The 20,789-nt window shown below is 64.2% G+C and carries 23 protein-coding genes; 5 read left to right on the top strand and 18 right to left on the bottom strand.

The window, feature by feature from the left end:
* Positions 1–57 precede the first annotated feature (57 nt).
* Positions 58–1,212, top strand: coding sequence for a GNAT family N-acetyltransferase (locus Q0L25_RS17360; RefSeq protein WP_296616452.1), 1,155 nt, complete (start codon positions 58–60; stop codon positions 1,210–1,212).
* A gap of 108 nt (positions 1,213–1,320) precedes the next feature.
* Here the strand turns inward: Q0L25_RS17360 and Q0L25_RS17355 are convergent, their stop codons facing one another.
* From Q0L25_RS17355 to Q0L25_RS17300, 12 genes are all read right to left on the bottom strand, one after another.
* On the bottom strand, positions 1,321–1,575 hold the full coding sequence (locus Q0L25_RS17355; RefSeq protein WP_296616450.1) for a hypothetical protein: 255 nt from the start codon (positions 1,573–1,575) through the stop codon (positions 1,321–1,323).
* A gap of 51 nt (positions 1,576–1,626) precedes the next feature.
* The gene (locus Q0L25_RS17350; RefSeq protein ID WP_296616448.1) at positions 1,627–1,875 is read right to left on the bottom strand and encodes a hypothetical protein; all 249 of its coding nucleotides are present in this window, start codon (positions 1,873–1,875) and stop codon (positions 1,627–1,629) included.
* A 191-nt stretch (positions 1,876–2,066) separates the two neighbouring features.
* Complete coding sequence (locus Q0L25_RS17345) at positions 2,067–2,885, bottom strand: transporter (RefSeq protein ID WP_296616447.1); 819 nt, start codon at positions 2,883–2,885, stop codon at positions 2,067–2,069.
* Positions 2,886–2,888: 3 nt separating this feature from the next.
* On the bottom strand, positions 2,889–3,659 hold the full coding sequence (gene xth / locus Q0L25_RS17340) for an exodeoxyribonuclease III (RefSeq protein ID WP_296616445.1): 771 nt from the start codon (positions 3,657–3,659) through the stop codon (positions 2,889–2,891).
* A 42-nt stretch (positions 3,660–3,701) separates the two neighbouring features.
* The gene (gene erpA / locus Q0L25_RS17335) at positions 3,702–4,040 is read right to left on the bottom strand and encodes an iron-sulfur cluster insertion protein ErpA (RefSeq protein WP_296616443.1); all 339 of its coding nucleotides are present in this window, start codon (positions 4,038–4,040) and stop codon (positions 3,702–3,704) included.
* A gap of 110 nt (positions 4,041–4,150) precedes the next feature.
* Positions 4,151–5,335, bottom strand: coding sequence for a M23 family metallopeptidase (locus tag Q0L25_RS17330; protein ID WP_296616441.1), 1,185 nt, complete (start codon positions 5,333–5,335; stop codon positions 4,151–4,153).
* 120 nt (positions 5,336–5,455) lie between these two features.
* Positions 5,456–6,262 carry a ferritin-like domain-containing protein gene (locus tag Q0L25_RS17325; protein ID WP_296616440.1) on the bottom strand — a complete coding sequence of 269 codons (807 nt, stop codon included), beginning with the start codon at positions 6,260–6,262 and terminating at the stop codon, positions 5,456–5,458.
* 44 nt (positions 6,263–6,306) lie between these two features.
* Positions 6,307–6,774 (bottom strand): peroxiredoxin, encoded by a 468-nt coding sequence (locus tag Q0L25_RS17320; RefSeq protein WP_296616438.1) that lies wholly within the window; start codon positions 6,772–6,774, stop codon positions 6,307–6,309.
* Positions 6,761–9,442 (bottom strand): bifunctional [glutamine synthetase] adenylyltransferase/[glutamine synthetase]-adenylyl-L-tyrosine phosphorylase, encoded by a 2,682-nt coding sequence (locus tag Q0L25_RS17315; RefSeq protein ID WP_296616437.1) that lies wholly within the window; start codon positions 9,440–9,442, stop codon positions 6,761–6,763. The genes Q0L25_RS17320 and Q0L25_RS17315 overlap by 14 nt, the downstream gene beginning before the upstream one ends.
* Positions 9,443–9,855: 413 nt before the next feature.
* Positions 9,856–10,539 carry a sigma-70 family RNA polymerase sigma factor gene (locus tag Q0L25_RS17310; protein WP_296616435.1) on the bottom strand — a complete coding sequence of 228 codons (684 nt, stop codon included), beginning with the start codon at positions 10,537–10,539 and terminating at the stop codon, positions 9,856–9,858.
* Between the two features lie 89 nt (positions 10,540–10,628).
* Positions 10,629–10,904 carry a hypothetical protein gene (locus Q0L25_RS17305; protein WP_296617825.1) on the bottom strand — a complete coding sequence of 92 codons (276 nt, stop codon included), beginning with the start codon at positions 10,902–10,904 and terminating at the stop codon, positions 10,629–10,631.
* A 44-nt stretch (positions 10,905–10,948) separates the two neighbouring features.
* On the bottom strand, positions 10,949–11,749 hold the full coding sequence (locus Q0L25_RS17300; RefSeq protein ID WP_296616432.1) for a response regulator: 801 nt from the start codon (positions 11,747–11,749) through the stop codon (positions 10,949–10,951).
* A 184-nt stretch (positions 11,750–11,933) separates the two neighbouring features.
* Between Q0L25_RS17300 and Q0L25_RS17295 the strand changes: the two genes are divergently transcribed.
* The 3 genes from Q0L25_RS17295 (at position 11,934) to Q0L25_RS17285 (ending at position 14,136) form a co-directional block, all read left to right on the top strand.
* On the top strand, positions 11,934–12,137 hold the full coding sequence (locus tag Q0L25_RS17295; protein WP_296616430.1) for a NepR family anti-sigma factor: 204 nt from the start codon (positions 11,934–11,936) through the stop codon (positions 12,135–12,137).
* 3 nt (positions 12,138–12,140) lie between these two features.
* Positions 12,141–13,727, top strand: a complete 1,587-nt coding sequence (locus tag Q0L25_RS17290) for a sensor histidine kinase (RefSeq protein WP_296616428.1) — start codon at positions 12,141–12,143, stop codon at positions 13,725–13,727.
* A gap of 274 nt (positions 13,728–14,001) precedes the next feature.
* Positions 14,002–14,136 (top strand): entericidin A/B family lipoprotein, encoded by a 135-nt coding sequence (locus tag Q0L25_RS17285; RefSeq protein WP_296616426.1) that lies wholly within the window; start codon positions 14,002–14,004, stop codon positions 14,134–14,136.
* Between the two features lie 3 nt (positions 14,137–14,139).
* On the opposite strand, the gene tatC is transcribed toward Q0L25_RS17285, so the two are convergent.
* The 6 genes from tatC to Q0L25_RS17255 form a co-directional block, all read right to left on the bottom strand.
* A complete protein-coding gene (gene tatC, locus Q0L25_RS17280) occupies positions 14,140–14,916 on the bottom strand; it encodes a twin-arginine translocase subunit TatC (protein ID WP_296616424.1) in 777 nt (258 codons plus the stop codon).
* Between the two features lie 4 nt (positions 14,917–14,920).
* On the bottom strand, positions 14,921–15,445 hold the full coding sequence (locus Q0L25_RS17275) for a twin-arginine translocase subunit TatB (RefSeq protein ID WP_296617793.1): 525 nt from the start codon (positions 15,443–15,445) through the stop codon (positions 14,921–14,923).
* Positions 15,446–15,472: 27 nt separating this feature from the next.
* Entirely contained in the window at positions 15,473–15,706 is a 234-nt protein-coding gene (locus tag Q0L25_RS17270; RefSeq protein ID WP_066585909.1) for a twin-arginine translocase TatA/TatE family subunit, read from the bottom strand.
* 30 nt (positions 15,707–15,736) lie between these two features.
* On the bottom strand, positions 15,737–16,354 hold the full coding sequence (gene scpB, locus Q0L25_RS17265) for an SMC-Scp complex subunit ScpB (RefSeq protein WP_296616422.1): 618 nt from the start codon (positions 16,352–16,354) through the stop codon (positions 15,737–15,739).
* Positions 16,351–17,097, bottom strand: a complete 747-nt coding sequence (locus Q0L25_RS17260) for a ScpA family protein (protein WP_296616420.1) — start codon at positions 17,095–17,097, stop codon at positions 16,351–16,353. Before Q0L25_RS17260 ends, scpB begins: the two co-directional genes overlap by 4 nt.
* Positions 17,098–17,278: 181 nt before the next feature.
* Positions 17,279–18,286, bottom strand: a complete 1,008-nt coding sequence (locus Q0L25_RS17255; protein ID WP_296616418.1) for a glycoside hydrolase family 3 N-terminal domain-containing protein — start codon at positions 18,284–18,286, stop codon at positions 17,279–17,281.
* A gap of 255 nt (positions 18,287–18,541) precedes the next feature.
* Between Q0L25_RS17255 and katG the strand changes: the two genes are divergently transcribed.
* Positions 18,542–20,752 (top strand): catalase/peroxidase HPI, encoded by a 2,211-nt coding sequence (katG, locus tag Q0L25_RS17250; RefSeq protein WP_296616415.1) that lies wholly within the window; start codon positions 18,542–18,544, stop codon positions 20,750–20,752.
* Positions 20,753–20,789 lie beyond the last annotated feature (37 nt).

Below are 20,789 nucleotides of genomic sequence, written 5' to 3'. Positions count from 1 at the left end.
TTGTCGGAGCCACAGACAAAGCCTAACGCGCGGTCTGCTCAAGCGCATGAGGTCCCGATGCCCGGTCAAATGACCATCCGCCCGATCGACAGCAAGGGCGACCTGAAGAAGTTCGTCGCCCTGCCCTATCGCCTGTACAAGGACGATCCGAATTGGGTGCCGCCGCTGAAGGGCGACGCATTGAAAAAGCTCATCCCGGGCAAGAACGGCTGGTTGAGCCACGCCAAACAGCAATTGTTCCTGGCCGAGCGCGACGGCAAGGTCGTCGGGCGCATCTCCGCGCATATCGACACGCTGGCGCTCGAAATGCCGGCCGACCAGGGATTCGGACCCGGCTGCGGCCAGTTCGGCTATTTCGATGCCGAGGACGAAGCGATCGCCAAGGCGCTGATCGCTACCGCCGAAGCCTGGTTGAAGGACCAGGGGATGGACCGCGTGCTGGGGCCCTTGAGCGCATCGATCTGGGAAGAGCCGGGCTTGCTGATCCAGGGCTTCGATCACCCGCCGACGATCATGATGGGACACAACAAGCCCGAATATCAGGGCTGGATCGAGCGCGCCGGTTATCAGCCGGTCAAGCAGGTCATGACCTATGAGCTCGACATCACCAAGGAATTCCCGCCGATCGTTCAGCGCATCGTCCAGATGGGCGAGCGCAACGACCGCATCCGCGTCCGCGAGGTCGACAAGTCGAAGTTCGACGAGGAAGCGGCGATCATCCTCTATATCCTCAACGATGCCTGGTCGGACAATTGGGGGTTCGTGCCGTTCACTCCCCCCGAGATCGACGATATCGGAGTCATGCTGAAGCCGATCGTCTATAACGACCTGATCCGCATCGCCGAGCTCGACGGCAAACCAGTCGCGTTCATGATCACGCTCCCCGACCTCAACGAAGCGATCAAACCGCTGAACGGCAACCTGCTGCCGTTCGGCTGGGCAAAGCTGCTATTGTGGCTGCGCAAGCCCCGGTCGGAGACGATGCGCGTTCCGCTGATGGGCGTGATCAAGGAATTGCAGGCGTCGCGAATGGCGAGCCAACTGGCTTTCATGATGATCGAATATATCCGCCGCGCTGCGACCTCGAACTACGGTGCTATCCGAGGCGAGATCGGCTGGGTGCTCGACGACAATCAAGGCATGAACGCCATTGCCGACGCGATCGATAGCAAGGTCAACAAGGTCTATCAGATTTACGAGAAGCACCTTTAAAAAACGCCACGCCGCCGAGCCTGGCTGGGAGGGCGACAGGCTCGGCGACGCGGCAGGTATTCCGAACCCGGTCAAGCGAGGGAATGCGCAACCCGATCCGGAAACCTTTCAGGGGTTGAGTGGATCGAAACCGTCCTCGCGCATCCACGCATCGCGGGTCTTGCAGACCTTCTTCGCGATCCGCGAGCCTGTGACGGTGTCGACGATGCAATATCTGGTCGGCGCGGGAGGCGTGGCCGTCGGTGTGGCGTTCGCGACCGGAGTTACGTCGGTATTAGGCCCAGGCTTGGCGGCTTGGGCGGAACCAGCGATGGCCGTCAGCGCTGCAATGGCGATGACGCCGGCGGTGAAGGTCTTGGTCATGGCTTTATCCTCTCGACCGGGTGCGGCACGCGCCGCACCCCGAAAAGCTGCTCAGTTCCTTGGTTTTGTGGGATCGACACCCTCCGCGCGCCATTGCTCAAGCGTTTTGCAGACCCTGCCGCCGACGATGGAACCAGTCGGCGCCTCGACGCGGTAACAATACCGCGTCGGCGCGCTGCCAGCGGGACCTTGCGGCGCTTTGGCCTCGGCCTGCTCAGCCTTGACCTTGCCCGAGGCGAGCGCGGGGCTGCCCGCCAAAACGCCCAAGGCCGCAACTGCGGCGATCGTGTATTTGAACATCTTCCTGCTCCTGAACTAGCTGGCGGGGGTGACCAGCACGTGTATTGGTGCATTAAGCATGCCAAACACTAGAATCGTTCAGAATCAATGATTTACGATGTGACTACATCTGTAGGCGTTGGCGCAGCAAACCAAAGGCCGGGAATTTTCGCCAAAGATCGGCGAAGCGCGCAGCGCAATTTACGCCAGCGTCAAAAACGGCGGGCGATTCCCGCATAAAGCTCGATATCAGGCGCATTGCGATTGAGCCCCGCGACCGCACCGACATCCAGTTGCAGCGTCTTGCGCGGCATCCAGGCGAGCGATGCCGAAGCGAGATCCTGCGTGGTAGACCCCGACGGATCCTCATCGCGAACCAGCTGGTCCTCCACCGTCAAGGTCAACGCATCGCTCAGCCCGAAACCGACGCCGACCACACCGCTATAGGCGAGATGCCGGCCGCGCCCGTCCTGATCGACCGCAGCGTCGACCTCAGACGTCAGTTCAAGGTTGACCGTCTTGGAGAGATCATAGGTTACCGGCACGACCAGGCCCGCTCCCCAATCCCCAGCCCCTATCGGCGCGCGGCCGACAGGCAGCGTTACGAACGGCTGGACCGCGATCGACAGTCCGCTGCCATCGGGATTGCGCAGATTGGCCTTGATGCCGAGCGTCACATCGCCCGTGCGAGTCACGCGATCGGTCGCGGCGCCCGTCCTCTCGCGAACGATCCCCAACGGCGCCCAACCCAGCTGCGCCTCGATATTATCGGTCAGTCCGATCCGCAGCGATGTATCGCCGATCAGCACCGTATCGGTGCGATCGCCACTCTGTTTGTCGAGCGTCCAGTCGCCGAGCGAGGTTTCGACGGACACCTGCCCCGGCGCCATGGTGCAGGCCGGCGTACCGAGTCCAGGCCGCGCCGGGCAATAATCGCGGCCCTGATCGTCGGCATGCGCGATGGCAGGTACGAACAAAGCCGTTGCGAACAGCACAAGCATCGCGCCGGCTTGCCGAAGATGAGGGGCCATGGCCTAGCGCAGCCGAACCCAGGTGGGGGCGTGATCGCTCGCCTTTTCGCGGCCGCGATATTCCTTGTCGACCCCGGCATCGGCCAGTCGGTCGGCGGCGGCCGGGCTCAGCAGCAGATGGTCGATGCGAAAGCCCGCATCGCGCTGCCACGCGCCGGCCTGATAGTCCCAGTAGGTCCACACCCCGCCCTGGGGATGGCGCGTGCGCAGACTGTCGGTCCAACCCTGGTTCAGAAGGGTACGATAACGCTCGCGGCTCTCCGGCTGGGTAAGCGCATCGTCGGCCATCGCGCGAACCGAGAAGGTGTCGTCGTTATTGGGGATAACATTGTAGTCGCCGGCAAGCACCACCGGCAGCTCCTCCGCGAGCAGGTCGCGCGCGCGATCCGCCAGCCGCTCCATCCATTTGAGCTTGTAATCGAATTTGGGTCCCGGCTGCGGATTGCCGTTGGGCAGGTAGATGGACGCGACGACGAGGCCGTCGACATCGCACTCCAGATAGCGGCTGTGCGCATCCTCCGGATCGCCCGCCAAGCCACGCTGACGCTCGACCGGATCCTTGCCCCTGGCAAGCACCGCGACGCCGTTGAACCCCTTTTGGCCGTGCCACACTGCACCGTATCCGGCGGCGCGGATGTCGTCGATCGGGAAGCCGTCATCGGCGGCTTTGAGTTCTTGCAGGCAAACCACGTCGGGCTGTTGCTCGGACAGATATTCGACTAGCCGCTCGAGCCGTGCCCTGATGCCGTTGACGTTATAGCTGACGATCTTCACGCGGTGCCTTCGTTGGGTTGCAGAGCAATCTCCAACAGAGGCTTACACCGAGAAGGACGAACCGCAACCACAGCCCGAGGCTGCGTTGGGATTTTCCACCGTGAAATGCGCGCCACCGAGCGTGTCGACGAAATCGACCGAGCAGCCGCGCACCAGATCGAGACTGATATCGTCGACCGCCAGCTTGACGCCATCGGTCTCAACCACGGTATCGCCTTGCTCCAGTCCATCGGCGAGGCCGAATTTATACTGAAACCCCGAACAGCCGCCCCCTTCGACCGACAGGCGAAGAATGGCAGGCTTGCTCTGGCGCTCGGCGATCCATGCCACGCGCTTGGCAGCGGCAGGAGTCAGCGCAATGTCGGCAGCGAGAGTGGCCATGGCGTGGAGATAGGCGCTCACCGCCCGATCAGCAACTACCGGTCGAGACCATATGAAAAGGGCCGCCCCGGTTGTCCGGAGCGGCCCCTCCTCTCGCGTCCCTCGAGAAATCAGTCGGCCGAATCCGCCGCCGGAGCGGTGCTGACGGGAACGGTGTTCAGCTGCGGACTCTTGATCGCCTGGAGATAATCTGCGGTCTGCAGGAACGGCAACGGATTGACCGCGCGGCCGTCGATGCGGACCTCGTAATGGAGATGCGGGCCGGTCGAGCGGCCGGTCGAGCCCGACATGGCGATCAGCTGGCCGCGCTTCACTTTCTGCCCGGCGGTGACCAGGATCTTCGACAAATGGCCGTAACGGGTTTGGATGCCGCGGCCATGGTCAATCTCGACCAGGTTGCCGTAGCCGCCCGCACGCTCCGCACGATCGACCGTGCCGTCGGCGGTGGCGTATACCGCGGTGCCGGTCCCGCACGGAATGTCCACGCCCGGATGGAACGCGGCGGTGCCGCGGAACGGGTCGCTGCGGATGCCGAAATTGCTGGTGAACTTGAGGTTGCTGACCGGCTGGACCGACGGGATCGAGATCAGGCCGTCCTGCAACGTGTCGAGCTTCTTCCAGGTCTGGAAAAGCGCGCGGAACTGGGCATCGGCGGCCATATCGGCGGCAGCCTCCGCACTATCGGCGGCTTCGTAAGGCCCGCCCATCGCGGCATTCTTCGGTTGGAAGCGGTTGGGATTGATTCCCAATGCCCTGGCCCGCTGCAACGCGGCGATATATTTCTTCTCGGTGGTGATCCGCGCCTTGATGGCCAAGGCCACCTGATTGTGCTCGACCTGCGTCAATGGCGCGACCACGTCCGCGGCAGCGGCAGCCGCTTTGGGATCGATCGGCTGATAGGCCACCGGCTTAACCTCGCCCTGCCCGCTGATCGCCGCGGCAAGCATGGCCTGGCGTGCCTCGACGCGCTTGGCGCGGGCATCGGCGACATATTTGATCTGCTGGATCTTCGCCTGCATCCCGGCGACCTGCGCCTCCATCTTGGCGACCTTCGCCTCGGAGGTGAGTGGCGTTCCGGTAAGGCCCGATAGCGCCACGGCGTTCACGCCTGCCTGGGCGACGCCGTAAGCCGAAAAGCTCAGCGTGATGGCGCCCGCGACGGCAACCGCGGCCTGCGTCCGTCCCGCGATCGAGAAACGACGAAGATTGCGGCCATCATGAAAAATGAAATCGCGTGTTTTGAAGAATTGGCGGCAGCGAGTGAACGCGTCCTGCAAATTCGTAAGTTTGATCATGCGTCCCCGGCGACCCTGGCGACGATCACCGCGGTTTCACGGCGATCATGAAGATGGTTGATCCGGACCCAGCCCCTCCGCGCCCGGTTGTTGCGGAGGACAAGTGCCAGCATGTCGTTTTCATGCAAGAGGTGCGTAAAATTCCCGGGGCAGACCGGCAGCTTCGCGGGCTGAGTCGTTGAACGGCGGCTTAATCATTCCGCGGAAATAGCGTCGAACCATCTCGCGCCAATGCGATTCAACCGCGATCCCGGTTGATTCGCAGGCCGCACGAAACCACGTCGCGCCATACGCAACATGCCGTATCTCGTCGGCAAGAATACGCTTCAGAATTCGAGCGGTTCCCTCGTCACCGGCGGCCAGAAAGCGATCGATCGTCGCCGGCGTCACGTCGAGTCCGCGCGCTTCGAGCACCATTGGCACTATAGCAAGCCGTGCGAGCGGATCATGCGCGGTGGTTTCGGCCGCTTCCCACAAACCGTCATGCGCAGCGAGCGCGCCATAGCGGCTACCCAACGCCCGCAGACGCCGGTCGAGCAGCGCGAAGTGCATCGCCTCATCGGCGCCGACCGACAGCCAATCGTCGACGAAATCGCGCGGAAAGTGACCGCCGAATCGCCCCGCGAGGTCGAACGCAAGATCGATCGCGACGAACTCGATATGCGCAAGTGCATGGATCAGCGCGATCCGGCCGCGTTCCGATCCCCCTTTGCCGCGCCGGGGCATGCGGTTGGGCGGCAGCAATTCGGGTTCGGCGGGGCGTGCCGGCCGATCAGGCATCGCCATGTCGAATTGGTGCACGAGATCGCCCCGGCGCCAGGCCCGCACGACCGCGCGCGCCCTTTTGACCTTGGCGGCCGGATCGCCAAGCTCGAGCACCGAGCGGCAAGCGGCAGCTATAGTCATGCCGGTTTCGATGGCATTCATGCGAGGACGTACCACATTGGGGGAATCAGGCTAGCGCCCGCCACTCACCCCAATTCCCGGACCGCCGACAACACCTGTTCGACATGGCCCGGCACCTTCACCTTGCGCCAGACCCTGGCTAGCTTGCCCGAGGCATCGAACAGCCAGGTCGACCGGTCGATGCCCATATATTCCCGGCCATACAGCACTTTGGGCACCCAGGCGCCGAACGCGTCGATCACGCCGGTCTCGTCGCTCGCGAGCGACACGGCCAGCGAATATTTGTCGGTGAACTTGCGGTGCTTCGCCGGCGCGTCCTTCGACACGCCCAGCACGGCTGCGCCAGCTTTATCAAAATCCGGCAACGCCGCGGTGAAGTCCTGCGCTTCGCGCGTGCAGCCCGCGGTGTCGTCCTTGGGATAGAAATAGAGGACCAGCGGCTTGCCGACATAATCGCGCAGGTTGATCGTCGCACCATCAGGTGCCGTCAGCACCGCGTCGGGCAGCCTGTCGCCGACCTCAAGTCCCGCCATGTGTCTCTCCACTTACCGATTGCCAGACCCGTGCGACGTCCTGCCGGGTCGCGTCGAAACGCGCAACCAATGCCTCCCAGCTGTCGGCGCCGAGCGCGCGTAGAATGAGGTCTCGTGTCGGCGGCGATGGCGGCTCGTTGTCCGGAGCGACCAGCCGGAGCAACACCAGCATTCGCGTCAGGAAGCGGTAATCCTTCCCCAGCGAGGCAGGGACGATCCCTTCCCGCGCCAGCATATCGATCGCCGGGTCGAGATCCGGATCGATTTTCACGCGCGGATGTGAAAGCTGCGCGACATGGACCGCGAATTCGAGGTCAACCAGACCGCCGGGCAACAGCTTGGCGTCGAGCGACCCCTGCGGCGGCTTGTGCCGAGCCATCTCGGCCCGCATGCCGACCGCGTCGGCGATAAGCTTGGCCGTGTCGCGCGGCGCCCTCAGCACCGCGTCGATCACCGCGGTCACGTTCTGACGCGCGCGCGGCGACCCGAACACGGGACGTGCGCGAGTCAGCGCCATATGCTCCCAGGTCCAGGCATCCTCTTGTTGATATTTGGCGAAGCCGGCGAGCGAAACGACCAGCGGACCTTGCGCGCCCGACGGCCGCAAGCGCGTGTCTATCTCGTACAAGGCGCCGGCCGCGGTCGGCACCGACAGGGCAGCGCTCAGGCGTTGCGCGAGACGATTGTAATAATGGACTGCGCCGAGCGGCTTCGGGCCGTCGGATTCGGCGGAGAAGTCCCCGGTGAAGAGATAGATGAGATCGAGATCGGAGGCATGGGTGAGCGCACCGCCCCCCAGCCGACCCAGCGCGAGGATAAGCAACTCGCTATCGGGCACATGGCCGTGCGCACGCGCGAACTCCGCGACCGTCGCCGCGCCGAGCACCTCGATCGCGGCTTCGGCGACGCGCGCATAGCCATGAGCGACCTCCATCGGGTCGCTCGTGCCGGCCACCAATTGCGCGCCGAGCGCGAAGCGCTTTTCGCCAACGACCAGGCGCACCCGTTGCAGCGCCGCCTCGTAATCGTCCCCCGCTTCCCCCGAGCGCATCTCCTCGGCCAGCGCGGCGACATCGCCCACCGGCTCCAGCGCGGTCGCGTCGATCAACCCGTCGAGCAAGGCCGGGCGCCGGCTCAATGCGCCGGCAAGCGGCGGCGCATGGCTGAGGATCGTCGCCATCAATTGCCCCAATTGCGGCCGGGCCTCGATCAGGCGAAAGAAATTGATCGCGCTCGGCAGCCGCGACAGCATCGTGTCGAGCTGGACCAAGGCCGCGCGGGGATCGGGCGCCTGGCCGAGCGCCGACATCATCCCCGGCAGCACGGCCTCGAGCGCCTGGCGCGCGGCCGGGCTGCGCAACGCCGGATACGAGCCGCCGCGCCACCGCTCGATCATCTGGACCGCGCTCGCGCCGTCGTCGAAGCCCATCGCGCCCAGTTGCGCCGACAGGCTGTCGGCGTCGCTCGCCAATGCCGCCTCGTCGCGCGCATCGAGCGAGTCGTAGATTCGCCCGACTTGCTCGACATGCGGCCGCAGCATGGCGATAAGACCAGCGCTGTCCCCAAACCCCGCCAACCGGCTCACGCCTTCTAGCGCGTCTCCCGCGCGCGGCAGCGCATGCGTCTGTCGATCGTCGACCATTTGCAATCGATGCTCGATCGTGCGCAGCGCCACGTAAGCGGACTTCAGCGCACTTGCCTCGTCGCCCGTGATGCGGCCGGCGGCGGACAGCCGGTCGAGCGCCTCCATCGTCGCCGGGGCGCGGAGCGACGGATCGCGGCCGCCATGGATCAGCTGATGAATCTGGGTGAAGAACTCGACCTCGCGAATACCGCCACGCCCGCGCTTGAGGTCGTAGCCCGGTCCGAAGGCCTGGCCTTGCGCATGATGATCGCGAATCCGCCGTGTGATCTCGCGGATTTCGCCGACCGCGCCGAAATCGACTGCCCGGCGCCAGACGAAGGGCCGGATCGCGTCGAGAAAGCGCTGGCCGAGCGTCAGATCGCCGGCGCAGGCACGCGCACGGATGAAGGCGGCGCGTTCCCAGGGCAGCGCCTGACTTTCATAATAGGATATTGCCGCGTCGACCGGCAACGCGATCGGCGTGACCTCCGGCGATGGCCGCAAGCGGAGATCGACGCGGAGCACGTAACCCTCGCCGTCGCGCGCCTGGAGCAATTCGACTACGCGCCGCGCGATCCGCACGGCTGCTTCCACCGGCTCCTCGCGAGAGCGGTGCGGTAACGTCGTCGGATCGAACAGCAGGATCGGATCGATGTCCGACGAATAATTGAGTTCGTGGCTGCCCTGTTTGCCGAGTGCGATCCCTGCGAAACCGGTCGCGTCTGCGCCGGGCGCGCGCTCGTGGATCGCGGTACGGATCGCAAGGTCGAGAGCGCGATCGGCGAAGTCGGTGAGCCGGCGCGTCACGCCGACCAGATCGAGCGCTCCGGCCAGATCGGCGATCGCGACGATCAGCGCTTCGCGCCGGCGCGCGCGGCGCAGCGCAACACTCACCGGCAGATCGGGGTCGAACGGCGCCGGATCGGGTATTACGCCTTGCGCCAATTGAGCGGCGAGGTCGGGCTGCTGCTCGAGCGCGAGGCGCAGGAACGGCGCATGGGCTTCGGCCCTGGAGACGGCGTCTGCGAAATTCTGCTCGGTCACCGGCTTCGCCAAGGATCCTATGCGCCAGCTGCGACGGTCATGCGATCGGCTCTAGAACACTCGTCGGGTGAGCGCCAATCGTGGCGCGAAAAACACAATTTGATCCAGATCAATTAAAACTGACAACAAAGCGGCAACAAATCGTGGCAAACGACGTTCTAGCTGGCATGAGCCCGCCCAATCCCCATAGTCCGGCGACGCAATCCGGTGGTCACGATATCGTGCACCGACCGCGCCAGAGCGATGGCGTGGGTAATGCCTTGCGCCAGATCTATACGGGCGCACCCACCCTTCCGAGTGACCTGCAATCCCTGCTGAGGCGGCTGTCGAAAGACAATTAGGTTCGCCGCTCGCGAGGGTAAGGTTGCGTCCAATTCTTGTAATTTGTCGCGGCCCCATGCGCCTAGGCCGCTCTATTCCTCATCCTCGTCGATGTCGTCGCCCTGGTCGGGCGCCGGGCTATGGTCACCGCTGAGATCGTCGACTTCGTCCATGATGGAGTCGAGCGCGGTGCGCCCGGGATGATCCGGCGCGTTGCGGCGCGAGGTCAGCTGTCCGCCGCTGAGGATCGCTTCGAGCGCTACGCGCCCGCGCGCGACGCGGCTCTTGATCGTGCCGACCGCGACCTGACAGATTTCGGCGGCTTCCTCATAGGCAAAGCCGCCAGCGCCCACGAGAATGAGCGCCTCGCGTTGCGGCTGTGGCAGGTGCAGCAGCGCGCGCTGCATATCACCCAGTTCGACATGCTTATCCTGACTGGCAGGCGCGGCCAGGATGCGGTCGGCGACGAGATCGTCCCACTCGCCCTTGAACCTCGCGCGGCGCATCTGACTGAGATACAGGTTGCGCAGGATGATAAAGGTCCAGGCACGCATATTGGTGCCGGCCTGAAAGCGTTGCCGCGCCGCCCACGCCTTGAGCAGGGTTTCCTGCACCAGATCGTCGGCAAGGTCGCGACTCCCGGACAAGGAACGGCCGAACGCGCGGAGATGCGGGATGACTTGCCCCAGCTGTTCCTTGAACTCCGGATCCGACAGGGCGACGTGTTCGATCACTTCCCCATTATCGTCAACGGTGCCGGTCTGTGTGCTGCTCATGGAACTCCGTCGAACGTGTGGGCCGCCAACGCGCGACCGGGAGGATACATAGGGTGATATGGGCGCCAGGGCCAAGCCGGACGGCTCCATCATTGATGGAACACTACCGGTCCCCACACGATCAACGACAGGATCACAACCGCCAGTAGCAGCGAGATGCCGAGAATGTATCGCGTGATGCCCGGCGTTTCGCCGGCGCGCGCATGTTCGGCGTCCGTGTGTACCGAAGTCTCTGGGGGAGTTGGTTCAGCCATGATGGCAAAACGCACCGATCCCGTTTTGGCTCCGTAACCGATGGAACTTTGAGATTTAGTCCGAATTCCTGCGCCTTGCTTCGACGAAATGCATCCGCCGGTGACGTCCATCCGACATCACCGGCGGTTGGTACAAGTTGAAGCGATTAAATGCGTCAAGCCGGCACGGTCGACTCGTCGAAGAACAGCGCCTGGCTGATCGCCGCCTTTACGGTCGACCGTTGGAACGGCTTGGTGATCAGGAAGGTCGGTTCAGGCCGCTCCCCGGTCAGCAGGCGTTCCGGGAAAGCGGTGATGAAGATGACGGGCACCTGGAATTCGGCAAGGATATCCTTCACCGCGTCGATGCCGGAGCTGTCATCGGCCAGCTGGATATCAGCGAGCACCAGGCCGGGACGATCGGCCATCGCCGCGGCGACCGCCTCGTCGCGTGTCACTGCCACGCCGGTAACGTCATGCCCCAGATCGCGAACGATGGTCTCGATATCCATCGCGATGATCGGCTCGTCCTCGATGATCAGCACGCGTGCCCGCGTCTGTTTCTCGATCTCCGCGAGCGCCTCCGCCACGAGCTTTTCCACCTCGTCATTCTCGACGTCGATCAAATAGGCCGCATCTTCGGTGGTGAAGCCTTCCATCGCCGTCAACAATAATGCCTGACGCGACAACGGCGTCATGCGCGCGAGCCGGGCGCGCGCGATGGCTTCCTGACCGCTGACATTGTCGCCGGCAAGAATTTCACTCTCGTCGGCATTGGCGCTCTGCCAGATCGCCTGGAAGGTGCGGTAAAGGCCGAGCCGAGGATCGACGTCGCGTGGGAATTCCTCCGGCGCGGCGACGATCGCTTCCAGCGTGGCGCGGACATAGCGGTCGCCATGTTCCTGGCTTCCCGTCAACGCCCGCCCATAACGACGCAGGAACGGTAGATGAGGGGCTAGCTGCTGACCGAGCGACATGACGATTTCAATCTCCCCGATAGGATGCCGGCCCTTTAGTGGGGGCCCGGCCTGGTGAATGCAACGCGACAAATTTTCTGTTCGCTAGTGGAACAATCGAGATCGTTTTTGGTTTCACAGACATGATGGCGCATTCTAAGCGCTGTGTCGGGACCCCCTCTTGCGGGTCGCTTTCTGTTCCGGCATGGCCGGTATGTATATGAGGGGGATTGCGTTGCAGCCTGGCCGGCCGTCGTTAAAGCGGGACAAGAAGTCCGACGACAAGGATGACAAGGGTAAAAAGGGCAAGGACGAAGCGATGGGTGCCGCCCTTCGCTCGGTCTATCATGCCGCCGCCAGCGAACCCGTTCCCGATCAGATGCTCGATCTGCTGAACAAGCTGGGATAATCCATGGGCGGCCTGACGGCTGGGGAGCGGGCGGCGGGTACGCTGGGCGCACGCGTCGCGCGCATGCCGACCGGCGCCAAGATTTTCATCATCCTGGGCGCGGCGCTGTTGCCGTTCGCCGTGATCGCGTTTTTCGCGACATTGTCGACCACGCGCCAAGCGGGTCAGGCAGCTGCCTCGCAATTGCGGGTCGCGGCGCAGGAAAGCTCGCGCAATCTTTCGATCGAGTTGGTCGGCGACATGACCGCCCTGACTTCCGCGATGAAGGCGCTGGCGGTCGATCACGGCGATACGCCGAGTTGCGCGCGCGTACAGGGCGTGTTCGCGCAACAATCGACGACCGGCGCGGGGTTCATGATCCTGGACAGCCAGAATCGGCTGCTCTGCGGTGCACGGCTGCCGGTTGCGATGCCGGAGCAGATGCGCCCCACAGGGTCGTCCGCACGGATCGTTGCCGGCAAAGGTCTCGTGCTGGCGATCGCCGCTCCTGACGGGCAGGTGCGCGGCGCCGCTTTCTTTCCTGCGGCGTTCCTCTCGGAAATTGCCAAGCCGACCGGTTTCGCCTCCGACTATGAAGAATCGCTGAGCAGTCCGGACAGCGCCGACCGGCTGGTGCTGCGATCGTTGGCCGGCGAGAACCCGCTCGACCTATACGTGCCGGTGCGCGCGGCGCTCGGGATCGGCGACCTGTCGGTTGAAATGCGGATGCGGACCAAGGTGCTGACCTCTCCGATCCTGATCGCGCTGATCTTTCCGATCCTGATGTGGGTCGCGGCCGCCGGCTTTGCCTGGTTCGTGGTCGATCGCCTGTTGATCAAACCATTGCGGACGTTGCGCGCCAGCGTCGCCGCCTATCGGCCGGGCGAGGTGATCGATCCGGCGGTCGTGCGATCGCTGCCGGCGCAGGAAATCCGCGAGCTCGGCGAGACGTTCCGTTCGCTGAGCCGGACGCTGATCCTGCACGAGGCCGGGTTGGCCGAGGGACTGGTGCGCCAGACGCGGCTGACGCGCGAAGTCCATCATCGCGTGAAGAACAATCTGCAGGTCATCTCCAGCCTGATCAATCTGCACGCGCGCGGTGCCCAGGCGGCCGAAGCGGCACGCGCTTATGCCTCGATCCAACGGCGCGTCGACGCGCTGGCCGTAGTCCATCGCCACCATTTCGCCGAGATGGAGGATAATCGCGGGCTGAGCTTGCGCTCGGTGATCGGCGAACTGGCGTCCAATATCCGCGCGACCAGTCCCGAGAATTCGGGGCTGTCGATCCTGCTCGATGTCGAACCCTGGCTGGTCACCCAGGATATCGCGATCGCGATAGCTTTCCTGCTGACCGAGATCATCGAGCTTGCGATCAGCGTCATCCCCAACGCCCAGATCCACATCTCGGTGCGCGAGGGCGAAGCTCCCGGCACCGCGATCCTGCGCGTCACATCACCCTCGCTCGTCGATGGCGACGCATTGGTCGGCGCGTTGGGACAGCGTTACGCCCGGGTGATCGAGGGTCTGTCGCGCCAGCTTCGCGCGCCGCTCCACCACGACCCGCTGACCGGATCCTATGAGATCGCGGTCGCCGTGACCGGGCGCGATTAAAATAATTTTCGCGCCGCGTATTTTTTTGGGAACAACCCGGAAAAAGGTGCGTTTGGTCTTTCGGATAGCGACCTTATGCCCCCCCGCTCTCGCTATCCACGACATAGGCCCGGAAGCGTCAACCCCTCCCCCCCCGGTGGCGCTTCCGGGCCTAAATTCGTCTAAACGCAGCGAAAATCGCAAAAATCATGATGACCGGCGAGCGCATGTGCCCTCTCGACGATCGGCGCGCCGCGCGTTACCGCAAGGTCAGCAAAATTCGGGAGATATCATCATGCACAAGGTTATCGGCCTGACGATCACCGCCGCCGCGCTTCTGCTTGCCGGCTGCAACACGATTTCGGGCGTGGGCAAGGACGTCAGCTCGGTCGGCAGCACGGTCTCGAAGACCGCCGACAAGCACAAATAGCGTTTAGACCGTCTCGGCATCGGGAGCCGGCTGGCGCTCCCGACGCTTGTGCGTCAGCCAGATCGCGCCCAGCGTCATCACATAAAGTCCGACCAGCGGCAGCGCGAGCATGATCATCGACCCGGCATCGGGCGGCGCGAGGAACAGAGCGATGCCGAAACAGCCGAGAATCGCATAGCGCCACGCCTTGACGAGCTGACCCAGCGTCACGATCCCCGCGCGCTCTATCAGCATCAGCAGCACGGGCATCAGGAAAGCGACGCCGAACCCGAACAGGAACTGCATCACGAAGCCGAGATATGCGTCCATCGACGGCAGCGCTTCCTGCTGCACGCCGCCGACATCGCTTTGATAGCTCAGCAGGAAATGCAGCGCAGCGGGGATCGCCATAAAATAAGCCATTGCGCAGCCAGCCGCGAACAAGACAGGCGTCGCCAACAGGAACGGCAACAGGGCGCGCTTCTCCTTCCGGTACAGACCCGGCGAGACGAATTGCCAAAGCTGATTGGCGATCACCGGAAACGCCAGGATGACCGCCGCGAAGAACGCTACCTTCAACTGGACGAAAAATGCTTCGAATGGCTGCGTGTAAATCAGCTTGGTTTGCCCAGCGAGCTTGAGCGGATGGACGAGCACGCTGAAGATCGCTCTGGCGAAGTAGAGGCAGATACCGAACAATATAGCGAGCGAGCCGAGGCTGATGAGCAAGCGTTTGCGCAGCTCGATCAGATGGTCGAGCAAGGGCGCGCGGCTGGCGTCGATATCCTCCTCGTCGGTCATCGCGTCATTCACCCGGTGTGTCGCTGGGGGCCGCGGTCCGGGATTTGCGCGCACGCGGCTTGGGCGCCGGCGAATCGAACGTGTCTAGCGACATCGTGGCGCCGGCCTTGGCGGTCCGGGCACGGGGCTTGCGCGCGACGGGAGCGGGCGCCGGCTCGGGCACAGACCGCGGCACCGCCTCCGGCGCGATCACCGGCTGTTCGACCATCGCCGGCGCGGACTCCTCCGGATAGGGATCGGATCCGGTTGCACCCTGTGGCTTTGGCGCCATCAGCGCGGCCATATCCACGGTCTGCGGGAACTCGCGCATGATGCGCTCATTTTCCGCTTTCCACTTCTTTTCCATCTCCGCGAATTCGGCCTCGCGGATCATGTCGTCGAAACCCGAGCGGAACTGGCGCGCCAGGCCGCGCGCCTTGCCGACCCATTGCCCGGCGAAACGCATCGCGCGCGGCAGGTCCTTGGGCGGAATGACGAGCAGCGCCACCACCCCCAATACCATCAACTCGGTTGGGGCTACATCCAGGATCACGGCCGGATACCTCTCCGGCTGTGCTTAGCGTTCGGCGTCGCGGACGCGTTCGGCGGTGGCATCGATCGTCGGATCGGTCTGCCGCTTGGCCTCGATCCGGCTCGGCGGGACGACATCGTCATCCTCCGCCATGCCCTTCTTGAACTGCTTGATGCCCTTGGCCACGTCACCCATCATGTTCGAGAACCGGCCTCCACCGAGGACTAGGATCGCGATCACACCAAAGATCAGCCAATGAACCAGGCTGAAACTACCCATCACAAGATCTCCCAAAGGCGTAAACGCTATCTAGTCCCGATCGCCGTCATTTTCCACTTGTTCCTCACCGCCCTCATCGGTCCCACCCGCGACCGATAGTTCGGCCATGGCGAGATCGATCGGGTCGAGCAGGCCGGCCGCGCGCAGATCGTCGATGCCGGGCAAGTCGCGGCGGCTGGCGAGACCGAAATGCGTCAGGAATTCGGGCGTGGTGGCAAAAGTGAGCGGGCGCCCCGGCGTCTCGCGGCGGCCGGCGGGGCGTACCCATCCCGCTTCCATCAGCACGTCGAGCGTGCCCTTGCTGATCTGGACGCCGCGAATCGCCTCGATCTCGGCGCGAGTCACCGGCTCGTGATAGGCGGTGATCGCGAGCGTCTCGATCGCCGCACGCGACAGTTTGCGCGGCTCCTCGCGGTCGCGGCGCAACAGATGCGCGAGATCTCCGGCGGTCTGAAAATGCCAGCGATCCCCGCGCCGCACCAGTTCGATCCCGCGCCCGGCATAATCCTCGGCGATCCGATCCAACGCCCGACGAACGTCGATTTCCTCGCCGACATGCGCACGGATCATGTCGATGGTCAGCGGTTCCTCGGCGGCGAACAGTACTGCTTCGACCGCGCGGACGGGATCGTCGGGATCGATCGTCATGCTTCCATCCCCTGCCCGGTGGCCTTGAGATAGAGCGGCGCGAAGGCCGATTTCTGGCGCAATTCGGCCTTGCCCATCCGCGCCAGTTCGAGCGCCGCGACGAAACTGGAGGCCAGCGCCGATTTGCGGAAAGCGCCGTCCAGGCTGTCGGGCAGGAAACTTTCGATCGTCGCCCATTCGATCCGCTCGCCGAGCAACCGCGATACGCGTTCGAGCGCGGCGTCCAGTGTCATCACCAAGCGGTCATGAACGACATGGAAGACCGGACGATTGCGCGCATTGATCTGGCCGTAGGCGGCGATCAGGTCGTAGATCTCGGCCTGCCATTGCGCCTTGCGTACCGTGCGCAATCCCTCGGGTGCGGCGCGGCGGAAGACGTCGCGGCCGATCCGGTCGCGCGCCAGCAGCCGCGCGCCGGCGTCGCGCATGGCATTGAGCCGCTCGAGCCGCATCTGCAGCCGTAGCGCCAGTTCCTCGGGACTGGGTTCGATCTCCGGATCGCGCGGCAGCAACAACGCCGATTTGAGATAGGCCAGCCACGCCGCCATCACGAGATAATCGGCCGCGACCTCGAGCTTCAGCGTCCGGGCATGCTCGATATAAGAGAGATATTGTTCGACCAATTGCAGGATCGAAATCTGCTTGAGATCGACCTTTTGCGACCGGGCGAGCGCGAGCAGGAGGTCGAGCGGGCCTTCCCATCCCTCGATATCCAGCGTCAGCGTGTCGTCGGCGGCGTCCATCGGGTCGCTTTTAGACAGGTTCGTTGCGAGGGGAAAAGGCGGCCGCGTGGAGTGTTGTGGATAAGCTCAGCCCGACAAACTCTCCCTCAGCCCGGCGAAAGCGGGGGCCCATCTCCAATCGCATCCGATGGGTAAGCGGACGTGATGGTTCCCCGCTTTCGCGGGGACGTGCTGTTGGACGTCACGCCAGCGCGAGCAATTCATCCCGCTTGGCGATCAGCTCCGCGAAGTCACCCTGCGGTGTGACGCCCCGCACCGTCGCCATCGCGCGGTCGAGCCGCTCGAGCGACTTGGCGGGCATGTCGTTCAACAGGGTGGCGATCTCCTGCATCTCGTCCATTCGTCCCCAGCAATCGAGCACGATGTCGCAGCCGGCCGCGATCGCCCCCGCGGCCTTCTCCCCCGCGGTCCCCGACAATGCCTTCATGTCGATATCGTCGGTCATCAGCAGCCCGTCGAAGCCGATCTTGCCGCGGATCACTTGCTCGACGACGATCGGCGACATCGTCGCGGGGCGTTCGGGATCCCAGGTCTGGAAGATGATGTGGCTGGTCATGCCCATCGGCGCCTCGGCCAGGCGACGAAACGGCTCGAGGTCGATTTCCAACTCGTCTTCCGACGCGGTCACCGTCGGCAGATGGAGATGCGTGTCGAGCACCGCGCGGCCATGGCCAGGCATATGCTTGACCACGCCTACCACGCCGCCCGCGCGTAATCCCTCCATGATCGCCTTGCCCATGGCGCCGACGCGCATCGGCTCATGGCCCAGCGCGCGGATGGTGATCGCCTCGGTCGTGTCGCGCTGGCTGACGTCGAGCAAGGGCCAGCAATCGACGTTCACCCCGACCTCGGCCAGCATCAACGCGGTCGCCTGGGCATTGACCCGCGCCGCCTCGATCGCGCTCATCGGCGCGACATCGTAAAGCCTGTCGAAATCGGGCCCGGCCGGGAATTGCGGCCATTCGGGCGGCTGCATCCGCTGCACCTTACCGCCTTCCTGATCGATCAGGATCGGCAACTCGTCGCGCCCGGTCAGCTCCCGCAGACTGTCGGTCAGGGCGCGGACCTGCTCGCGATTCTCGATATTGCGCTTGAACAAGATATAACCGGCGGCGTCGGCGTCCTTGTAGAAGGCGCGCTCGTCGTCGGTGAGGGTCAGGCCGGACAGGCCGAAGATCACGGGCTTCATGGCGGTGCTTCTACTCGCCCGCGCCCGGCGTTCAAGGCTGGTCGGCCCGATCGGCGCCGATATCCACTTCGGCCAGAACGGAAATTCACTGATCGATTTTTCCGCTCGCTCAGATCAGATTAACTCATCGCATAAATGATTGCGGCTCGCCGCCGCACGAGTCACAACCCTTGGGCGAGCCGCGATCCGGCTGCGCACCCGATCCGATACAGTCCCAGCGCCAATTGCACCGGCGCGAACGAGAGGAAGAACGAGATGGATGCTGTAACCGAAGGTAGCCCGCTGAGCGATCCGAACAAGGAACCCGCGGCGCTGCGCAGCTTGCTCGGCCGAACCAACCGCGACTGGTGGCCCAATCAACTCTCGCTCGACATCCTTCGCCAGAAGGGGATCAGCGGCAATCCGATGGGCGACGACTTCGATTACGCGAAGGAATTCAAGTCGCTCGACCTCGCCGCGGTCAAGCGGGACCTGACCGCGCTGATGACCGACAGCCAGCCTTGGTGGCCGGCCGATTACGGGCATTACGGTCCGTTCTTCATCCGCATGGCCTGGCATTCTGCGGGCACGTATCGCACCGGCGACGGCCGCGGCGGCGCCAATGCCGGTCAACAGCGTTTCGCCCCGCTCAATTCTTGGCCTGACAACGGCAATCTCGACAAGGCGCGCCGCCTGCTGTGGCCGATCAAGCAGAAATATGGCCGCAAGCTCAGCTGGGCGGACCTGATGATCCTGGCCGGCAACGTCGCGATCGAATCGATGGGCGGACCGGTCTTCGGCTTCGGCGGCGGACGCGCGGACGTGTGGGAGCCCGAGCGCGACATCTATTGGGGCACCGAAGAGGAATGGGTCGGCAGCGCCAACAGCAAGACCCGGATCGATGACGAGGAAGGCCGCGCGCTGGAAAGCCCGCTCGCCGCGATCCAGATGGGTCTGATCTACGTCAATCCGGAAGGCCCGGGCGGCGTGCCCGACCCTCTGAAGTCGGCGCGCGACATTCGCGAAACCTTCCACCGCATGGGCATGAACGACGAAGAGACCGCGGCGCTGACCGCCGGGGGTCATACGTTCGGCAAGGCGCATGGCGCGGGCGATGCGAGCCTGGTCGGCGCCGCTCCGGAAGGCGCCGACATCGCGCAGCAGGGTTTCGGCTGGCAGTCGGGGCATGAGAGCGGCATCGGTGACCACACCATCACCTCGGGTATTGAGGGGTCGTGGACGCCGAAACCGACCGAATGGACCATGCTCTATTTCGATATGCTGCTCGATCACGATTACGAGCTGACGCGCAGCCCGGCCGGCGCGAAACAATGGCATCCGGTCGGCGACCCGCCCGAAACGCTTGCGCCCAAGGCGCACACGCCCGGCGTCAAGGTGCCGACCATGATGACCACCGCCGACATGGCGCTGAAGATGGACCCCGAATACCGCAAGGCGATGGAGAAGTTCCGCGCGGACCCGGCCTATTTCGCCGATACGTTCGCACGGGCGTGGTTCAAATTGTGCCATCGCGACATGGGGCCCAAGGCACGCTACCTCGGCCCCGACGTGCCGGCCGAAGATCTGATCTGGCAGGATCCGATTCCCGCGGGTCCCAAGCTGAGCGACAGCGACGTCGCGACGCTCAAGGGCAAGATCGCGAATTCCGGTCTCTCGGTCGCGCAGCTGGTCAAGACCGCCTGGGCGTCGGCCGCGACCTATCGCGGTTCGGACCATCGCGGCGGCGCCAATGGCGGGCGCATCCGCCTAGCGCCGCAAAAGGACTGGGAAGTCAACGAACCGGCCGAACTCGCCAAGGTGCTCAAGGTCTATGAGGGCATCCAGGCCGATTTCGGCGGCGCGGCCAAGGTCAGCGTCGCCGACCTGATCGTGCTGGGCGGCAATGTCGGTGTGGAACAGGCAGCGAAGGCAGCCGGCCGCAACGTCACGGTACCGTTCACCGGCGGCCGCGGCGATGCCAGCGCCGAGCAGACCGATGTCGAGGGCTTTGCGGTCCTAGAACCGCGCGCGGACGGTTTCCGCAATTATCTGCAGGTCAAGTTCAACGTGCCGACCGAGGAATTGCTGATCGACCGCGCCCAATTGCTCGGTCTTTCGGCGCCGGAAATGACCGTGCTGGTCGGCGGCCTGCGGGTGATCGGTGCCAATCATAACGGCTCGAAACACGGCGTGTTCACCGACCGTCCGGGCGAATTGACCAACGACTTCTTCGTCAACCTGCTCGACATGCGTACTGCCTGGAAGCAGGTCGACGAGACGGCGGACGAGGAGTTTGTCGGCACCGACCGCGACACCGGCGAGCAGAAATGGACCGGCACGCGCACCGACCTGGTGTTCGGCTCCAATTCGGAGCTGCGTGCTCTGTCCGAAGTCTATGCCTCGGCGGATGCCGGCGACCAGTTCGTCGACGATTTCGTCAAGGCCTGGACCAAGGTGATGAACGCGGATCGCTACGACCTCGCTTGAGCTTTAACGGTCCCGTCTGGCCCACGGCTGGACGGAT

The sequence above is a fragment of the Sphingomonas sp. genome, from assembly GCF_024508665.1.
GTDB lineage: Bacteria > Pseudomonadota > Alphaproteobacteria > Sphingomonadales > Sphingomonadaceae > Sphingomonas.
The sequence above is the reverse complement of the archived record's forward strand: the minus strand, read 5'-3'. Positions and strand labels throughout refer to the sequence as shown.